Genomic DNA, 16043 nt, shown 5'->3' on the forward strand with positions numbered 1-16043 from the left:
AACCGGCCGGGGCCCGCACGGAAGCCGGCCGGGGGCGCCCCCAGGCGCCCTCAGGGGCGCGGGGAACCGTGCGACCGGCCCCCACCGGCCCGCACCCGACAACGCACCCCCGTCGCACCCTCCACCGCACCGATCGTCCAAGGTCTTGATTTCGTCGAACGCGTAAGGTGGCGTGCTCGTACATACCGACGAGCACGCCGCTTTTCCCGTACCTGACGATGGAGACGCCCCGACCATGCCCGGCAGCACCGGCAACGGAGCCGTGACGCGCAGCACCCTGCGACAGCAGATCGCCGACGCGTTGCGCGACGAGGTGCTGGGGGGACGGCTCCAGCCGGGCCAGGAGTTCACCGTCAAGGAGATCGCCGAGCAGTACGGCGTCTCCGCGACCCCCGTCCGCGAGGCCCTCGTCGACCTCTCCGCACAGGGCCTCCTGGAGGCAGACCAGCACCGGGGCTTCCGGGTCCACGAGTACTCCGTCGCGGACTTCCGGGGCATGATCGAGGCGCGCAGCCTGATCATCGAGGGCATGTTCCTCGCCCTGGACGAGGGCCGCCAGCGCCACCACAACTACGAGGACCCGCGGACCGCCGCCGCCATAGCGGGGGTGCGCCGGCGCGGCGAGGAGTCGCAGCGGGCCGCGGCCGCCGGTGACCTCACCGTCCTCATCGGCTACGACCTGCGCTTCTGGCGCGAGCTGAGCGCCCTGTTCGGCAACCCCTATCTCGCCGACTTCCTGCACCGGCTGCGGCTCCAGTCCTGGGTGTGCACGGTGCAGCACCTGCGCCGGCCGACCGATCTGCGCGGCCACCTGTGGTCCGGCCACACCGAACTGGTCGACGCCCTGTACGACCGCGACACCGCCACCGCCCGGGCGATGCTCGCCGCGTACAACGACGACTCCATGGCCCTGATCGAGCGACTGGCGGCGGAATGAGCAGGGCGCACGCCCCCGGCTCGCCCGCCCCCGGTCCGCCCCCTACCCGTACGCCCCCTACCCGTACGTCTCCTACCGGCACGCCCGACCCCGCGCACCGCACCGCGCCCGTCGAACTCTCCGTCGTCGTCCCCGCCTTCAACGAGGAGCGCCGGCTCGGTCCCACCCTGGACGCCGTCACCCGCTACCTCGACGCGACCGGGAGCCACTGGCGCACCTGGGAGATCCTGGTCGCCGACGACGGTTCCACCGACGCCACCCGTGAGCTGGTCACCGTCCGCCGCGACCCCCGGGTGAAGCTCGTCGCGGGCTCCGGCAACCGGGGCAAGGGCCACGCCCTGCGCCGCGGTGTCGCCGCCTGCCGGGGCCGCCAGGTACTGGTCATGGACGCCGATCTCGCCACTCCCGTCGAGGAGCTGGAGCGCCTGGAGAAGGCGCTCGCGGACGGCAACGCGGCGGCGATCGGCTCGCGGGCCGTACCCGGCGCGACCCTCGGCGACCGCCGGCACCGGGTACGCGAACTCGCCGGCCGGGCGGGCAACCTGCTCATACGCGGGACGACACTGCCCGGGACGCGCGACACCCAGTGCGGGTTCAAGCTGTTCGACGGCGACAAGGCCCGCGTCGCGTTCGCCGCCTCCCGCCTCAACGGCTGGGCCATCGACGTGGAGGTGCTGCGCCACTTCCAGCGGGTCGGCTGGCCGGTCGCCGAGGTGCCCGTGCACTGGTCGCACCAGCCCGGCTCGAAGGTCCGTCCGGCGGACTACCTCCGGGTCCTGCGCGATCTGGTCCGGCTCCGGATCCCGGCGCCGAGACCCGCGGACGTCGTCGCCGTCCTGCTGTTCCTCGCGATGGCGGTGGCTCTCTACTCCGGCCGCCTCCTCGACCCGGCCCACCGCTATCTCACCGACTCCCTCCAGGACCAGAACCAGTGGGAGTGGTTCTTCGCGGTGACCGCCGACAACATCGCTCACCTGCGCAATCCCCTCTTCACCGGCCTCCAGGGCGCCCCGGACGGCGTGAACCTGATGGCCAACACCACGATGCTGGGCCTGTCCGTCCCGCTCACGCCCGTCACGCTGCTGTCCGGCCCGGCCGTCACGCTGAGCCTGGTGATGACGCTGGGCCTGGCCGGGACGGCCGTCGCCTGGTACCGGCTGATCGTGAAACGGCTCGTCCGCCAGCGGGCGGCCGCCTTCGCCGGAGCCGCGCTGGCCACGTTCGCGCCGCCCCTGATCAGCCACGCCAACGCGCACCCGAACTTCGTCGTGCTGTTCATGATCCCGCCGATCATCGACCGCGCGCTGCGGCTCACGGCCGGGGAACGGGTCACCCGCAACGCGGTCGTCCTCGGCCTGATGGCGGCCTACCAGTTCTTCCTCGGCGAGGAACCGCTGCTGCTCGCCGCGATGGGCATGCTGCTGTTCGCGGCCGCCTACGCGGCCGTGCGCCCCGACGTCGCGCGGAACGCCGTACGGCCCCTGCTGAGCGGTCTGGCGGTCGCCGCCGCCGTCTGTCTGGCGCTCGTCGTCTACCCGCTGGCCTGGCAGTTCTCCGGCCCGCAGAGCTACACCGGCATCGACCACGGCACCGCGCCCGGCGTCGCCAACTCCGTCCGGGCGCTGGTCTCCTTCGCCGAACGCTCCCTGATCGCGGGCGACGCCCACCGCGCCGACGCCCTCTCCCTGAACCCGACCGAGCAGAACGCCTTCTACGGCTGGCCGCTGGTGCTGCTCGCGTTCGCGATCGCGGTGGGGCTGCGGCGGCGGCCGGTGGTCAAGGCGCTGGCCGGTACGGCGGCGGCCGCGGCCGTGCTGTCCCTCGGCTCGCGCATCGCCCTCCCGCTCACCGACACCACGGTCCCCGGCCCCTGGGCCGCGCTGGCGGGCCTGCCGCTCTTCGATTCGGTCATCGAGAGCCGGGTGGCGCTGGTCTGCGCCCCGCCGCTGGGCATGCTGCTCGCCCTGGCGGTCGACCGCCTCGCCCAGGCCCGCCGGCTGGGCACCCAGTACGCCGGTCTGCTCGCCGTCTGCCTCGCCCTGCTTCCCCTCGTCCCCGCCCCGCTGAAATCCGAGCCGCGCGCCGAGGTGCCCGCCTTCTTCACCGACGGCACCTGGAAGTCCTACGTCCGGGGCGACGAGAGTCTGGTCCCGGTGCCGCTCGCCGAACCCGAGGACGCCGAGGCGCTGCACTGGCAGACGGCGGCCGGCCTCGGCTTCCGGATGCCCGGCGGCTACTTCAACGGCCCGTACGGCGACGGCGACCGCACCGGCGTCTACGGCGTCCCGCTGCGCTTCACGGCGAGTCTGCTGCGGGACGTGCGGTACACGGGCGTCGTCCCGGTGATCGACGCCCGGGCTCGGGCCGAGACCCGCGAGGACCTCGCGTACTGGCGGGCGGGCGCGCTGGTGCTGGCCCCGCAACCGCACGACGACCGGCTGCGTGAGACGGTGGAGAAGCTGGTCGGCCGGCCGGGTAGGCGGGTGGCCGGAGTGTGGGTATGGGATCTGCACAGGGGGAGCTGATGCGGGTCGCACCGACTAGTCTTCCCTGACCGGTCAACGTACTGAGTGAGGAGCTCTCTTTGGCCTGTGACCTGTGGCTGGTGCCACTCGTCGACGTGTTGTGCCACACCCCCGACAATCCCTTCGCCGACGAACTCGCCCAGTACAACAAGGTGCTGGCCGAGGCGGGGCTGCCGCCCGTGCCGGTGTACCAGTACATGCCGGGGCTGTCCGGCGAGGTCGCCCCGGTGGCCGGCTTCGACTACGACGCCCTGCACTTCCTGCGCCGCGCCTACCTCCTCCAGGTGTGCGGGCTGCCGGTGACGCCGGTGGACGCGCTGGGCGGCGACTACGAGCAGCTCCTGGAGATGTTCGAGGCGACGGCCCAGCAGTCGCACCTGGTCTGGCACTACGACCACGCGGGCGCCTACGTTCCGGTCGACTTCCCGCAGCCCCTGTCCAACGACGAACTCCTCGCGGGCGGCGGACCCCTGGGTTCCGCGCAGTCCCTGCTGCGGGAACTGGAGTTCGTGGCCCCGTCGATCGGCATCGATCCGGCCAATCCGCCGTTGGCTCCGCAACCGCCCGCCGGGCCCACGGAGTTGGAGGAGCCCGCCGTTGCGGCGCCGTACGACTCCAGCCCGTTCGCGCGCGAGCGGCACGTCTGGCTCGGGCTGCACGCGGCGGCGACGCGGAGCCTGGCGCAGGGGTCGATGATCGTGTTCAGCTGAGCGGCCGGTCGGGTGGGCGGTCAACGGCCGAGCTGCGAGAGGCCCTTCTGTACGTCCTCCCTGTTCATCACCGGGGTGTAGGAGATCTCCGCCCCGAGGTGGAGGAAGAACGGTTCGCTGAGCACGGGCATCTGCGCGCTCTCCTCCATGTCGAAGAACAGGAAGGCGGTGCGCTTGCCGTGGTCGGTGGTGAAGTAGGCGGCCTCGGGCTTGAGCTGCGCCATGGACTCCTCGATCAGCTTCCCGAGGGTGCCGTTGCGGATGGCCTCGTTCGCCTTCTCGGTGTCCATGGACACCTTCAGCATCATGCGCATCGCAGTCACTTCCTTCTGGTCGACACACACGCCTGTCAACCCCAGGATATGCCTGTATGCGGCATTTCTCCCTTGACCCGGGACCGGCCGGCCGACGTCAGAAGACGGCCGTGCCGGCCTGCGTCAGCTTCCAGTTGGCGGCGGCGAAGGCGGCCGGGTCCAGGGTTCCCTCGGACGTGACGTAGTCGATCATCAGCTGACGGATCTCGTCGGTGGAGCTGTAGGCGATGTCGGCGGCGGCCATGTGCGGGTAGCCGCTGCCGCCGTTGGCGCGGTAGTTGTTGACGGCGACCACGAAGACCTGGTCGTCGGCGACGGCGGCGCCGTCGTAGGTGAGGTTCCTGATCCGCGCCCCCTCCGCCTGTGCGATGTCGATGTCGTACGAGACGCCCGCCGCCGTGTCGTACATGTAGTCCCAGAAGCTGTTGGCGTTGGTCAGGGTCGCGGTGTCGACCGCCGTGCCCGCCGGCACCTGGTGGTAGTACTTCGCCGCGAACTCCAGGTAGTCCTTGAGCTGGGCGCCGGTGAGCTTCTTGCCGTACAGGGTGTTGTCGTAGATGTAGAGCCCGGCGATGTCGCGGATGGTGACGTCACCGGCCGGGATGTCGGCGGTGCGGCTGAAGGGCGCGGCGACGGAGATCAGGGGCAGGGCGGCGTCGGCGGCCGACAGCCCGGCGGCCACCGCCTTCAGCTGGACCTCGTGGATGAAGTCCATGATCGGGACGTCCTTCCAGCAGGACTCCGCCGCCGACAGGTCCTGCGTGCAGGTACCCACGGCCGTGTTGACGTACTTCACGACCAGGTCGTGGTCGGCCTTGAGGAGCCTGGTGATCTCCGGGTCCTCGTCGACGGTGCGGGGGTCGAGCGTCTGAGCCTTCTTGCCGGTGACCTTCCAGCGCCCGTGGTGCAGTTCGAGCTCGAAGTCGAAGACGGTCAGCCGGTAGCCCCAGCAGTACGGCTCGGAGAGCAGGACCTCCTCTCCGGTCTCCGCGTTCTTGACGGTGTACGAGGAAACCTCGACGTGGGTGTGCCCGACGAGGATCGCGTCGATGCCGGGGACCTGCTCGGCGACGAGGTTGGAGGCGTTCTCGACGTACGGGAGCGCGTCGCCGTAGGAGGTCGATCCGTCGAGCCCGGAGTGGTCGGTCAGGAAGACGACGTCACAGCCGAGCGCCCGCAGTCTCGGCACGTACTTCTTCGCCTGTTCCACCAGCCCCGGGAAGACCATCCTGCCGCTGACGTTGTCCTTGTCCCACAGGGCGATGCCGGGGTTGGTGAGGCCCAGGATGCCGACCTTGATGTCGGGGGCGCCCGGGACGCGGATCTTCTTGACCGTGTACGGGGCGAAGGCGGGCCTGAGGGTCTTGGCGTCCAGCGCGTTCGCGCCGAGCAGCGGGAAGCGGCACTGCTGCTCGAACTTCCGCAGCACCTCGATGCCGTAGTTGAACTCGTGGTTGCCGAGGGCGGCGGCGTCGTAGCGCATGTGGTTCATGGCGACGGCCATGGGGTGCTTCGGCCCCTGCTTGCCGTCGGTCCCGGTGATCGGGTCGACGCGCGCGAAGTAGTAGGCGAGCGAGGTGCCCTGGATGATGTCGCCGGCGTCGACGAGGAGGACATGCCCCTCGCCCTTCGCCGCCCGCTGCTGCTCGACGAGCGTGGCGATCCGGGCGACCCCGACCGAGTTGCCCTTGCTGTCCGCGTAGGCGGCGTCGGTGTAGTAGTCCCAGTCGAAGACGTGACTGTGCAGGTCGGTGGTGCCCAGGATGGAGAAGGACCAGGTGCGGGGCGTCTTCTCGGGAGCGTGGCCGGTGGCGGCCTCGGCGGTACCGGAACCGACCGCTCCGGCGACGGCCACGGCCGCTCCGGTGACGGCCGACTTCTGCACGAACTCACGCCGGTTCATGGGGTTCACGGGCATACGGGGCTCCTGGAACTGGTGAGGAAGGAGGGGCAACTACCCGCGTAGATGCTTGCTTCCGCCAGTTACGGGCGTAACCGCGAACAGGCCATGGGCCGGTCAAGGATGTCCAAGACCGGCCCAAGCCGAGCTACCGCCGTGGACTACAGGAACGAGTTGATCTCGATCGTCTCGTCCCGGCCCGGACCGACGCCGATCGCGGAGATCGGGGCGCCGGACATCTCCTCCAGCGCCTTGACGTACGCCTGGGCGTTCTTCGGCAGGTCGGAGAAGGACTTCGCCTTGGTGATGTCCTCGGACCAGCCGGGCAGGGTCTCGTAGATCGGCTTCGCGTGGTGGAAGTCGCTCTGCGAGTACGGAAGTTCCTCGACGCGCTTGCCGTCGATCTCGTACGCCACGCAGACCGGGATCTGCTCCCAGCCGGTCAGGACGTCGAGCTTCGTCAGGAAGAAGTCCGTCAGGCCGTTCACGCGGGTCGCGTAGCGGGCGATGACCGCGTCGAACCAGCCGCAGCGGCGGTCCCGACCGGTCGTCACGCCCCGCTCGCCGCCGATGCGGCGCAGCGCCTCGCCGTCCTCGTCGAACAGCTCGGTCGGGAACGGGCCCGAGCCGACACGGGTCGTGTAGGCCTTCAGGATGCCGATGACCCGGCTGATCTTCGTCGGGCCCACGCCCGCACCCGTGCAGGCGCCGCCCGCGGTCGGGTTCGACGAGGTGACGAAGGGGTACGTGCCGTGGTCGATGTCGAGGAGCGTGCCCTGACCGCCCTCGAAGAGGACGACCTTGTCCGCCTCGAGCGCCTGGTTGAGGAGCAGGACCGTGTCGGTGACGTACGGAGCGAGCTTCTCCGCGTAGCCGAGCAGTTCCTCGACGACCTGGTCGACCGCGATCGCGCGGCGGTTGTACAACTTGGTCAGCAGCTGGTTCTTGCCGTCCAGCGCCGCCTCGACCTTCTGGGTCAGGATCGACTCGTCGTACAGGTCCTGGACCCGGATGCCGACCCGGTTGATCTTGTCGGCGTAGGTCGGGCCGATACCGCGGCCGGTGGTGCCGATCTTGCGCTTTCCGAGGAAGCGTTCCGTCACCTTGTCGACAGTGACGTTGTACGGGGTGATGATGTGCGCGTTGCCGCTGATCAGCAGCTTCGACGTGTCGACGCCGCGCTCGTTCAGACCGCTCAGCTCGGAGAGCAGGACCGACGGGTCGACAACGACACCGTTACCGATGACCGGCGTACAGCCGGGTGACAGAATTCCCGAAGGGAGCAGGTGGAGTGCGTACTTCTGGTCGCCCACGACGACCGTGTGGCCGGCGTTGTTGCCGCCCTGGTAACGCACTACGTAATCCACCGAGCCACCGAGAAGGTCGGTGGCCTTTCCCTTGCCTTCGTCACCCCACTGAGCACCGAGCAGCACAAGTGCGGGCACGCGCGTACACCCCTTCCGGGTGGGGCATGTCCAAGGCCAGGGGCGTACGCGGTGGCACTTTCCACCGCGTGCACCACGTGCACCGCGACCGTCGTCGGTCGCCGCTTGTCGGACCCGGATGCCCCGGAATAGACCAAGCCCCTGGCGCAATAGCGCAAGGGGCTCTTGCACAAAGATGCTACCCGAGGAAGCGAGGCAGGACCGAGGTGGCGACTTTCGCGACGTCCGATCAGCTGCTGGTGATCATCGATCCGGTCGCCCGGCGCTGGGACGGGGAGTCCGTACGCATCGCGAAAGACGTGCTCAGCGCGGGTGCGGCGAGTACGAAGGTGTGCCTGCCCGAGGACCAGGAGGAATTCGCCCGGGTGCTGGCCCGGCGGGGCTCGCGGCGGCCGGTGGTCGTCGGCGACGACCGTGCGCTGATGCGGGCGGTGGCCCTGCTGCACCGCCAGCGGGCCCTGGCCGAAACCGTGCTGTCGGTGGTGCCGGTGGGTGCGGGCCTGGGCGTCTCGCACGCCCTGGGGGTGCCCTCGGGTGCGGTGGCGGCGGCCCGGGCCGTCCTGGACGGCGCCGAGCGGCGCCTGGACGTACTGGTGGACGACAGCGACGGGGTGGTGCTGGGCGCGCTGCGGATCCCGCCGGTGCCGCTCGCCGCGCAGGCGGAGCCGACAGTGGCGGAGGCCGGCCTCGCACAGGGCGGCGGCCACCCCTGGCTGCGGACCTACCAGTCGCTCTTCCGGACGCTGGTGCCGTCGCGGCCGTCCCGGCTCTCCGCCGCCCCGGCCACGCCCGGCCCGGCCCGGCTGCGGATCGAGGTCGACGGGGTGACCCTGGTCGACCTCGACCAGCCGGTGGAGGCGGTGTCGGTGACCCCGGGACCCTCCGGCACGGCGGTCGTGCGGGTACGGCCGCTGTCCCTGGGCGCGGTGGCGTTGCCCCTGGAGGCCCGGGGGCGGACGGTGACCGTCTCGGGCGCGGACTTCCGCTACCGGGCGGACGCGGCGGTCGCGGGGCCGGTACGGGTGCGCACCTGGACGGTGCGTGAGGGGGCGCTGGGGCTGATGCTGCCGGGGCGGTGAGTAGGCCTGCTCAGTACCCCCTCGACCACGGCGACGAGACGATGTTCCCCTTGATGATCCCGGCCTTGCAGCCGTCCGGCACGATCGGCTCGTCGAGGACGTCCTGGAGTTCCTCGACGCTGTGGGGTTCGGTGCCGCTTGTCGTCGGTCGCTCCGTCATCGACGTCATGATGCGCCCCCTTCGCCACGAAACCGGCCGCCACTCAGAGGAGCTCCTCGGCCACGGGCCCGTCACCGGATTCGTCCTTCAGGCCGACCCCCGACCGCCCCAGCTCCCGCGCCCGCGCAAGCAGCGCCACCAGCTTCGTCGCCGCCGTCTCGTAGGCGAGGCCCAGCGGCGGCCGGATGTTGGACAGGCAGTTGCGGTCGGCGTCGGTGGTGACGCCCGGTACGGGCCGGTGGGTCAGGTACGCGCCCAGGGAGTCCGCCGCCGACATGCCGGGGCGTTCGCCGACGAGGAGCACCACGGCCGTGGCGCCCATGGCGTGCGCGACGTCGTCGCCGAGGGCCACCCGGGCCTGTTCGGCGAGGACGACGGGCGCCACCCTGGTGCCGGACGGCAGCCGCGCGGCCGTCGCCCGGATCAGCGCCGCCGCGTGCTCGTGCACCGCCCGGCTGGACAGCCCGTCGGCGACCACGAAGACGACGTCCCACTCCCCGGTGGGCAGATGGGCCCGGTCGACGGGGTTCAGCCGGCGGCCCAGGTCGGGGCGCTGGAGGTAGGTGAGGCGGTCGGGGGCGGCGCTGCGGACCCGGACCACCGGGGTGCCGGTCAGCCGCGCGGCCACCGCGTCCGGGTCGAACGGCGAGTGCACCGCGTCCCGGGCGGCGGCATGCGCCGCCTGGAGCTCCAGGCGGTGCCGGGTGGGGAGGGCGGAACCGGCCCGGCCCAGGCCGATACGGGCCTGGGTGCGCAGGCGCAGGGACGCCCACAGCTCTCCCTGGCCGTCGGTGGTGATCCGGCTGATGGTCATGCGGCGATCTCCATCAGCGGATGGGCCGTTCCGGACAGCTCGCGGATGCCGCCGCGCGGGTCCAGCAGCCCGATCGAATCCAGCCATGCCTCGAACTCCGGCGCCGGGCGCAGCCCCAGCACCTCCCGCAGGTACAACGCGTCGTGGTACGAGGCCGATTGGTAGTTGAGCATGATGTCGTCGCCGCCCGGGGTGCAGATCACGAAGGAGGCCCCGGCGACGCCGAGCATCGTCAGCATCGTGGCGATGTCGTCGTCATCGGCGTCGGCGTGGTTGGTGTAGCAGATGTCCAGGCCCATGGGCAGGCCGAGCAGCTTGCCGCAGAAGTGGTCCTCCAGGGCGGCGCGCAGGATCTGTCGGCCGTCGTAGAGGTACTCCGGGCCGATGAAGCCGACGACCGTGTTCACCAGCAGCGGGTCGTAGCGGCGGGCGACCGCGTAGGCCCGCGCCTCGACCGTCTGCTGGTCGACCCCGTGGTGGGCGCCGGCGGAGAGGGCACTGCCCTGCCCGGTCTCGAAGTACATGACGTTCCGGCCGACCGTCCCCCGCTGCAGCGCCAGCGCCGCCTCGTACGCCTCGTCGAGCAGACCGAGGGTGACCCCGAAGGAGGCGTTCGCGGCCTGGGTGCCCGCGACGGACTGGAAGACGAGGTCGACGGGGGCGCCCCGCTCCATCAGGTCCACGCTGGTGGTGACGTGGCACAGCACGCAGGACTGGGTGGGTATCGCGTACCGGCCGATCACCCCGTCCAGCAGTTCCAGCAGGTCCCGTACGGCCTTCGGGCTGTCGGTGGCCGGGTTGACGCCGATCACCGCGTCACCGGAGCCCAGCAGCAGACCGTCGAGGAGGGCGGCCGCGACGCCCGCCGGGTCGTCGGTCGGGTGGTTGGGCTGCAGCCGGGTGGCCAGTCGGCCCGGCAGCCCGATGGTCGAGCGGAACGCGGTCACCACCCGGATCCTCCGGGCCACCGCCACCAGATCCGCGTTCCCCATGAGCTTGGAGACGGCGGCCGCCATCTCCGGGGTGAGCCCCGGCGTCAGCGCGGCCAGCGTCACCGCGTCCGCGGCCTCCGACAGCAGCCACTCCCGCAGCTCCCCGACCGTCATCGACGCCACCGGCGCGAAGGCGGCCTGGTCGTGGGTGTCGAGGATGAGCCGGGTGACGTCGTCGTCCTCGTAGGGGATCAGGGGCCGGGTCAGGAAGTCGGTCAGCGGCACGTCCGCCAGCGCCCGGCGCGCGGCGACCCGCTGCCGGGCGTCCTGCGCCGCGAGACCGGCCAGGCGGTCGCCGGAACGTTCGGGGCTCGCTGCGGCGAGCAGCCGGGCGAGCGAGTCGAAGCGGTACCGCTCGCCGCCGAGGGTGGAGGTGTAGGCGCTCATGGCGGCGACCGTACGAGGCGCGTGTTGCGACCAGATTTCTCAGGGGTCTGCCAGATTTCTAAAGGTCTGGTTGACAAGCATTTAACGTCTCGACACCCTTGACCGACTCATTCGGGCTACAGAGTTCCGGTCCAGCACACCAGTGGACGACCAGGAGAGGGGCCACCCCGATGGCAGTGGACGAGGGCGTCGCCTCAGCGGCGGGCACAGCGGCGAAGTCAGGCGGGGAAGGTGCCGTTCACCGGCTCAAGCCCAACGCCATCGGCCTGCTCGGGGTGGTCTTCATGGCCGTCGCGACGGCCGCGCCGATCACCGCGATGACCGGCAACGTGCCCTTCATGGTGTCGTCGGGCAACGGCATCGGCGCCCCGGCGAGCTATCTCGTCGCAATGGTCGTCCTGGCAATCTTTTCCGTCGGTTTCACCTCGATGGCGAAGCACATCACCTCGACGGGCGCCTTCTACGGCTTCATCTCCTACGGCCTCGGCCGCTCGGTCGGGCTCGCCTCGGGGCTGCTCGCGACCTTCGCGTACGTGGTGTTCGAGCCGGCGCTGATCGGCATCTTCTCGACCTTCGCCACGACCACCCTGCACGACCAGACGGGCCTCGACATCCCCTGGTGGGCGTTCGCGGTGCTGATGCTCGCGGTCAACGCGACGGGCACCTGGTTCGGCGTCTCCGTCGCCGAGAAGCTGCTCGTCGTCCTGCTCGCCACCGAGGTGACGATCCTCGCGGCGATGGCGGTCTCGGTCGCCTTCCACGGCGGCGGCCCGGACGGCTTCAGCATCGACCCGGTCAACCCGGTCAACGCCTTCAAGGGGACCAGCGCGGGCCTCGGGCTCTTCTTCGCGTTCTGGTCCTGGGTCGGCTTCGAGTCGACGGCGATGTACGGCGAGGAGTCGCGCAACCCGAAGAAGATCATCCCCAAGGCCACGATGATCTCGGTGCTGGGCGTCGGCGTCTTCTACGTGTTCGTCTCCTGGATGGCCATCACGGGCACCGGACAGTCGTCGGCCGTGCAGGTCGCCGGCGACAACCCGCTCGGCCTGTTCTTCGGCCCCACCGAGCGGTACGTCGGCCACTGGGCCGTCGACGTCATGCAGTGGCTGATGATCACCGGTTCGCTGGCCTGCGGCATGGCCTTCCACAACTGCGCCGCCCGCTACATGTACGCCCTGGGCCGCGAGGGCGTGCTGCCCTCCCTGAAGAACACCGTCGGCCGCACCCACGCCCGGCACGGCTCCCCGCACATCGCGGGCCTGGTCCAGACCGTCGTCTCGGCCGTTCTGATCGGCGCGTTCTGGGCGGCGGGCAAGGACCCGTACACCGGTACGTACGTGCTGCTCGCGATCCTCGGCACGATGGCGATCCTGGTGGTGCAGGCGGTGTGCTCGTTCGCCGTGCTGGTCTACTTCCGCTCCCACCACCCCGAGAGCAGGCACTGGTTCAGGACGTTCACCGCCCCGCTGGTCGGCGGTGTCGCGATGCTCGCCGTGGTCAAGCTGCTGGTGTCCAACATGGGGGTCGCGGCCGGGCCGGAGTCGGGTTCGCCGGTGCTCAAGGCGACGCCTTGGCTGGTCGCGCTGATCGCGGTGGCCGGCGTGGGCTACGCCCAGTACCTCAAGCGGCGGGACCCGTCCCGCTACCTGCTGCTGGGGCGGACGGTGCTGGAGGAGACGAAGGAGCGCTAGCGAGGGCTAGTCCTGTCCGAACACCGTCACACGGTGGACGCGCCACCGCTCCATCATGGCCGAGATCTCGCCTTCCATGAACTCGAAGAAGGCGAGCGTCTCGGCCATGCGGCGTCCGGCGGGCGTGTGCGGGCCGAGGCTCAGCACGCCCTCGCGCAGCGCGCCCTCCCACCGCTTGATGAGGGTGTCGCGGTTGGTCAGCGCCTCGTACCACTGGTCGCCGTGCACCCGGTAGCGCTCCCGGCGCGAGCCGGGCTCCCGCTCGCGGGACACCATGTGCGCCTGAGCCAGGTAGCGCACCGCGCCGGAGACGGCGGCGGGGCTGATCCGCAGCTGCTCACCCAGCTCGGCGGAGGTCATCACACCCTCGTCGGAGGAGAGGAGCGCGGCGAAGACCCGCGCCGCCATGCGCTGCATCCCCGCCTCGACGAGCTGGGCCGCGAAGGACTCGACGAACTTCGACACGGCCTCCGCGTCCCGCCCGTTCTCGCTCATGCCCCGCATTCTAACGGTTCTTCGCACGATTCCTTAACTTCACAAACTTCTGAAAGAAGCGTACGTTCGATGCCATGACGAAGGCCATCTCGGTGTCCGGACTGCACAAGTCCTTCGGCCGCGCCCACGCTCTGGACGGCCTCGACCTGGAGGTCGAGACCGGTGAGGTGCACGGCTTCCTCGGCCCCAACGGCGCCGGCAAGTCCACCACCATCCGCGTCCTGCTCGGCCTGCTGCGTGCCGACTCCGGCGCCGCGCAGGTCCTCGGCCGCGACCCGTGGACCGACGCGGTCGAGGCGCACCGCCGCATCGCGTACGTCCCGGGCGACGTGACCCTGTGGCGCAACCTCTCCGGCGGCGAGGTCATCGACCTGTACGGCAGACTGCGCGGCGGCCTGGACGCGGCCCGCCGGGCCGACCTGATCGACCGCTTCGAACTGGACCCCACCAAGAAGGGCCGTACGTACTCCAAGGGCAATCGCCAGAAGGTCGCCCTGGTGGCCGCGTTCGCCTCCGACGTCGACCTGCTGATCCTGGACGAGCCGACCTCGGGCCTGGACCCCCTGATGGAGGAGGTCTTCCAGGCTTGCGTACGGGAGGAACGGGACCGCGGCCGGACCATCCTGCTGTCCTCCCACATCCTCAGCGAGGTCGAGGAACTGTGCGACCGCGTCAGCATCATCCGCAAGGGCCGCACCGTGGAGACGGGCTCACTGGCCGACCTGCGCCACCTGACGAGGACGAGCGTGACGGCCGAACTCACCCGCTCCCCCAACGGGTTGGCCCAGCTGCCGGGCGTGCACGACCTCGACGTACAGGGAAAGCACGTGACGCTGCACGTCGACACCGACAAACTCGACGCGGTGCTGCGGTCGTTGGCGGACTCGGGCGTACGGTCGCTGAGGTCGACACCACCGACGCTGGAGGAGCTGTTCCTGCGGCACTACCAGGAGGCGCGGGCATGACCACGCTGGCGGGCACCGGCCCGCTCCTGCGCTTCGCGCTGCGCCGCGACCGGGTGCTGATCCCCGTCTGGGTGGCCGTGAACACCCTGATGGTCCTCTCCATGCCCAACACGCTCGAGAGCCTCTACAGCACCCCGGCCGACCGGGCCGACCTGCTGCGGCAGATGGAGACCAACGCCTCCCTGCGGGCCCTGATCGGCCCCGTCTTCGACGACTCGATCGGCGCGCTGACGGCCTGGCGGGTGGGCGTGTACGCGGGCGCGCTCGCCGCCGTGACGAGCCTGCTGATCGTCGTACGGCACACCCGTGACGAGGAGGAGAGCGGCCGCCAGGAACTCCTCGCGTCCGGCATGGTCGGCCGCCGCGCCTCCCTGACGGCGGCCCTGCTCGCGGCGGGCGTCGCCAACGCCGTACTGGCCCTGCTGGTGACGGCGGGCCTGGCGGGTCGGGGAGCGGCGGGCGCGGTCGCGTTCGGCCTCGGGCTCGCCGGGGTGGGCATGGTGTTCGCCACGGCGGCGGCGGTCCTCGCGCAGCTCACCGAGAGCGCGCGACTGGCCCGGGGGCTGACGGCGGCGATGCTGGGCGCGGCCTTCGTCCTGCGGGCGGCGGGCGACTCCTCGACCGACACCGGCTCGTCGGCGCTGACCTGGCTGTCCCCGCTCGGCTGGCTGGAGAACCTGCGGGCGTTCGCGGACGAGCGGTGGTGGGTGCTGCCCCTGTTCGCGGCGGCGGCCGTGGCGCAGGGCGCGCTGGCGTACGGGCTGGCCGGCCGCCGGGACGTGGGCATGAGCTTCCTGCCCACTCGACCGGGCCCCCCGACAGGACGTCTGGGTACGGCCTCCGCGCTGGCCCGGCGGCTGCAACGGGGCGCCCTGCTGGGCTGGAGCGTCGGCTTCTTCCTCGCGGGGGTGGTGTACGGCGGGCTCACCGAGGGCGCGGCCGACCTGGTCGCCGACAACGAAAGGGCCCGCGAGATCTTCGAACGGATGGGCGGCCGGTCGGACCTGACGGACGCGTTCCTCGCCTCGATGATCGGCATGCTCGGCCTGATCGCGGCCCTGTACATCGTGTCGTCCGTCCTGCGGCTGCACGGCGAGGAGACGTCGGGCCGCGCGGAACCGGTCCTGGCGAACGCGGTGGGCCGGCTGCGCTGGGCGGCCGGTCACCTCCTGACCGCCTTCGGCGGCGCCACCCTGATCATGCTCCTGGCCGGGCTGGGCTTCGCGGCGGGCTACGGCAAGGAGATCCTGCCGATCATGGGCGCCTGTCTGGTGCAGCTCCCGGCGGTCTGGCTGGTCGGCGGCCTGACCGTCCTGCTGTACGGCACGGCCCCGCGGCTGGCGCCGGCCGCGTGGGGTGTGGCGGGCGCGATCCTGCTCATCGGCTGGATCGGCCCGGCCCTGGACGCCCCGCAGGCCGTCCTGGACCTGTCCCCCTTCGGTCACCTGCCGAAGCTGCCGGGCGGCGGGATGGAGTGGGCGCCGGTGCTGGTGCTCTCCGCCGCCGCGGCGGCGCTGGTGGCCGCGGGGCTCGCGGCGCTGCGCCGGCGGGACCTGACGACCTAGGCTGCCGGGCGCGCGGCGCGTGGTGTCCGGTGCCGGCTGCCTGGCGCCCGGGCCGGTTCACGCC

The 16043-nt window shown here is 71.2% G+C and carries 14 protein-coding genes; 7 read left to right on the forward strand and 7 right to left on the reverse strand.

The window, feature by feature from the left end; all coding sequences use genetic code 11:
* Window positions 1-235: 235 nt before the first annotated feature.
* From OHU34_RS19610 to OHU34_RS19620, 3 genes are read left to right on the forward strand one after another with little or no spacing between them, the layout of a single operon-like run.
* The gene (locus OHU34_RS19610) at window positions 236-937 is read left to right on the forward strand and encodes a GntR family transcriptional regulator (RefSeq protein ID WP_142265400.1); all 702 of its coding nucleotides are present in this window, start codon (window positions 236-238) and stop codon (window positions 935-937) included.
* Window positions 934-3462 (forward strand): dolichyl-phosphate beta-glucosyltransferase, encoded by a 2529-nt coding sequence (locus OHU34_RS19615; RefSeq protein ID WP_405767505.1) that lies wholly within the window; start codon window positions 934-936, stop codon window positions 3460-3462. The genes OHU34_RS19610 and OHU34_RS19615 overlap by 4 nt, the downstream gene beginning before the upstream one ends.
* Window positions 3463-3521: 59 nt before the next feature.
* Window positions 3522-4172, forward strand: coding sequence for a hypothetical protein (locus OHU34_RS19620; protein ID WP_142265398.1), 651 nt, complete (start codon window positions 3522-3524; stop codon window positions 4170-4172).
* 20 nt (window positions 4173-4192) lie between these two features.
* Here the strand turns inward: OHU34_RS19620 and OHU34_RS19625 are convergent, their stop codons facing one another.
* The 3 genes from OHU34_RS19625 to OHU34_RS19635 all read right to left on the reverse strand — a co-directional run bounded on the left by OHU34_RS19625 (window position 4193) and on the right by OHU34_RS19635 (window position 7831).
* A complete protein-coding gene (locus tag OHU34_RS19625) occupies window positions 4193-4486 on the reverse strand; it encodes a hypothetical protein (protein WP_142265397.1) in 294 nt (97 codons plus the stop codon).
* Window positions 4487-4583: 97 nt separating this feature from the next.
* Window positions 4584-6404: a bifunctional metallophosphatase/5'-nucleotidase gene (locus OHU34_RS19630; protein WP_405767508.1), complete on the reverse strand. Its 1821-nt coding sequence runs from the start codon at window positions 6402-6404 to the stop codon at window positions 4584-4586.
* Window positions 6405-6547: 143 nt separating this feature from the next.
* Window positions 6548-7831, reverse strand: coding sequence for an adenylosuccinate synthase (locus OHU34_RS19635; protein WP_028806748.1), 1284 nt, complete (start codon window positions 7829-7831; stop codon window positions 6548-6550).
* A gap of 206 nt (window positions 7832-8037) precedes the next feature.
* Here OHU34_RS19635 and OHU34_RS19640 point away from each other — a divergent pair, with 206 nt between their 5' ends.
* On the forward strand, window positions 8038-8910 hold the full coding sequence (locus tag OHU34_RS19640) for a diacylglycerol kinase (RefSeq protein WP_405767510.1): 873 nt from the start codon (window positions 8038-8040) through the stop codon (window positions 8908-8910).
* Window positions 8911-8920: 10 nt separating this feature from the next.
* Here the strand turns inward: OHU34_RS19640 and OHU34_RS19645 are convergent, their stop codons facing one another.
* The 3 genes from OHU34_RS19645 to OHU34_RS19655 are packed head-to-tail and all read right to left on the reverse strand — an operon-like array spanning window position 8921 to window position 11263.
* Window positions 8921-9079 (reverse strand): hypothetical protein, encoded by a 159-nt coding sequence (locus tag OHU34_RS19645; protein ID WP_405767513.1) that lies wholly within the window; start codon window positions 9077-9079, stop codon window positions 8921-8923.
* 34 nt (window positions 9080-9113) lie between these two features.
* Window positions 9114-9884, reverse strand: coding sequence for an ethanolamine ammonia-lyase subunit EutC (eutC, locus tag OHU34_RS19650; protein ID WP_405767515.1), 771 nt, complete (start codon window positions 9882-9884; stop codon window positions 9114-9116).
* Window positions 9881-11263, reverse strand: a complete 1383-nt coding sequence (locus tag OHU34_RS19655; RefSeq protein WP_405767517.1) for an ethanolamine ammonia-lyase subunit EutB — start codon at window positions 11261-11263, stop codon at window positions 9881-9883. Before OHU34_RS19655 ends, eutC begins: the two co-directional genes overlap by 4 nt.
* Window positions 11264-11433: 170 nt before the next feature.
* On the opposite strand from OHU34_RS19655, the gene OHU34_RS19660 reads away from it, so the two are divergent.
* Window positions 11434-12954 carry an APC family permease gene (locus OHU34_RS19660; RefSeq protein WP_405767520.1) on the forward strand — a complete coding sequence of 507 codons (1521 nt, stop codon included), beginning with the start codon at window positions 11434-11436 and terminating at the stop codon, window positions 12952-12954.
* Between the two features lie 6 nt (window positions 12955-12960).
* On the opposite strand, the gene OHU34_RS19665 is transcribed toward OHU34_RS19660, so the two are convergent.
* Window positions 12961-13449 (reverse strand): GbsR/MarR family transcriptional regulator, encoded by a 489-nt coding sequence (locus OHU34_RS19665; protein WP_142265391.1) that lies wholly within the window; start codon window positions 13447-13449, stop codon window positions 12961-12963.
* Between the two features lie 74 nt (window positions 13450-13523).
* On the opposite strand from OHU34_RS19665, the gene OHU34_RS19670 reads away from it, so the two are divergent.
* The gene (locus tag OHU34_RS19670; protein WP_142265390.1) at window positions 13524-14414 is read left to right on the forward strand and encodes an ABC transporter ATP-binding protein; all 891 of its coding nucleotides are present in this window, start codon (window positions 13524-13526) and stop codon (window positions 14412-14414) included.
* Window positions 14411-15979, forward strand: coding sequence for an ABC transporter permease (locus OHU34_RS19675; protein ID WP_405767522.1), 1569 nt, complete (start codon window positions 14411-14413; stop codon window positions 15977-15979). Before OHU34_RS19670 ends, OHU34_RS19675 begins: the two co-directional genes overlap by 4 nt.
* The last annotated feature ends 64 nt before the right edge of the window (window positions 15980-16043 follow it).

Origin of the sequence: Streptomyces sp. NBC_00080, from assembly GCF_045041255.1 — a bacterium.
GTDB classification, from domain to species: Bacteria; Actinomycetota; Actinomycetes; order Streptomycetales; family Streptomycetaceae; genus Streptomyces; species Streptomyces coriariae.

Coding starts and splice junctions, on each gene's coding strand:
- OHU34_RS19610 (WP_142265400.1), top strand. CDS start 236: ATGCCCGGCAGCACCGGCAACGGAGCCGTGACGCGCAGCACCCTGCGA.
- OHU34_RS19615 (WP_405767505.1), top strand. CDS start 934: ATGAGCAGGGCGCACGCCCCCGGCTCGCCCGCCCCCGGTCCGCCCCCT.
- OHU34_RS19625 (WP_142265397.1), bottom strand. CDS start 4,486: ATGCGCATGATGCTGAAGGTGTCCATGGACACCGAGAAGGCGAACGAG.
- OHU34_RS19630 (WP_405767508.1), bottom strand. CDS start 6,404: ATGCCCGTGAACCCCATGAACCGGCGTGAGTTCGTGCAGAAGTCGGCC.
- OHU34_RS19645 (WP_405767513.1), bottom strand. CDS start 9,079: ATGACGTCGATGACGGAGCGACCGACGACAAGCGGCACCGAACCCCAC.
- eutC (WP_405767515.1), bottom strand. CDS start 9,884: ATGACCATCAGCCGGATCACCACCGACGGCCAGGGAGAGCTGTGGGCG.
- OHU34_RS19655 (WP_405767517.1), bottom strand. CDS start 11,263: ATGAGCGCCTACACCTCCACCCTCGGCGGCGAGCGGTACCGCTTCGAC.
- OHU34_RS19660 (WP_405767520.1), top strand. CDS start 11,434: ATGGCAGTGGACGAGGGCGTCGCCTCAGCGGCGGGCACAGCGGCGAAG.
- OHU34_RS19665 (WP_142265391.1), bottom strand. CDS start 13,449: ATGAGCGAGAACGGGCGGGACGCGGAGGCCGTGTCGAAGTTCGTCGAG.
- OHU34_RS19670 (WP_142265390.1), top strand. CDS start 13,524: ATGACGAAGGCCATCTCGGTGTCCGGACTGCACAAGTCCTTCGGCCGC.
- OHU34_RS19675 (WP_405767522.1), top strand. CDS start 14,411: ATGACCACGCTGGCGGGCACCGGCCCGCTCCTGCGCTTCGCGCTGCGC.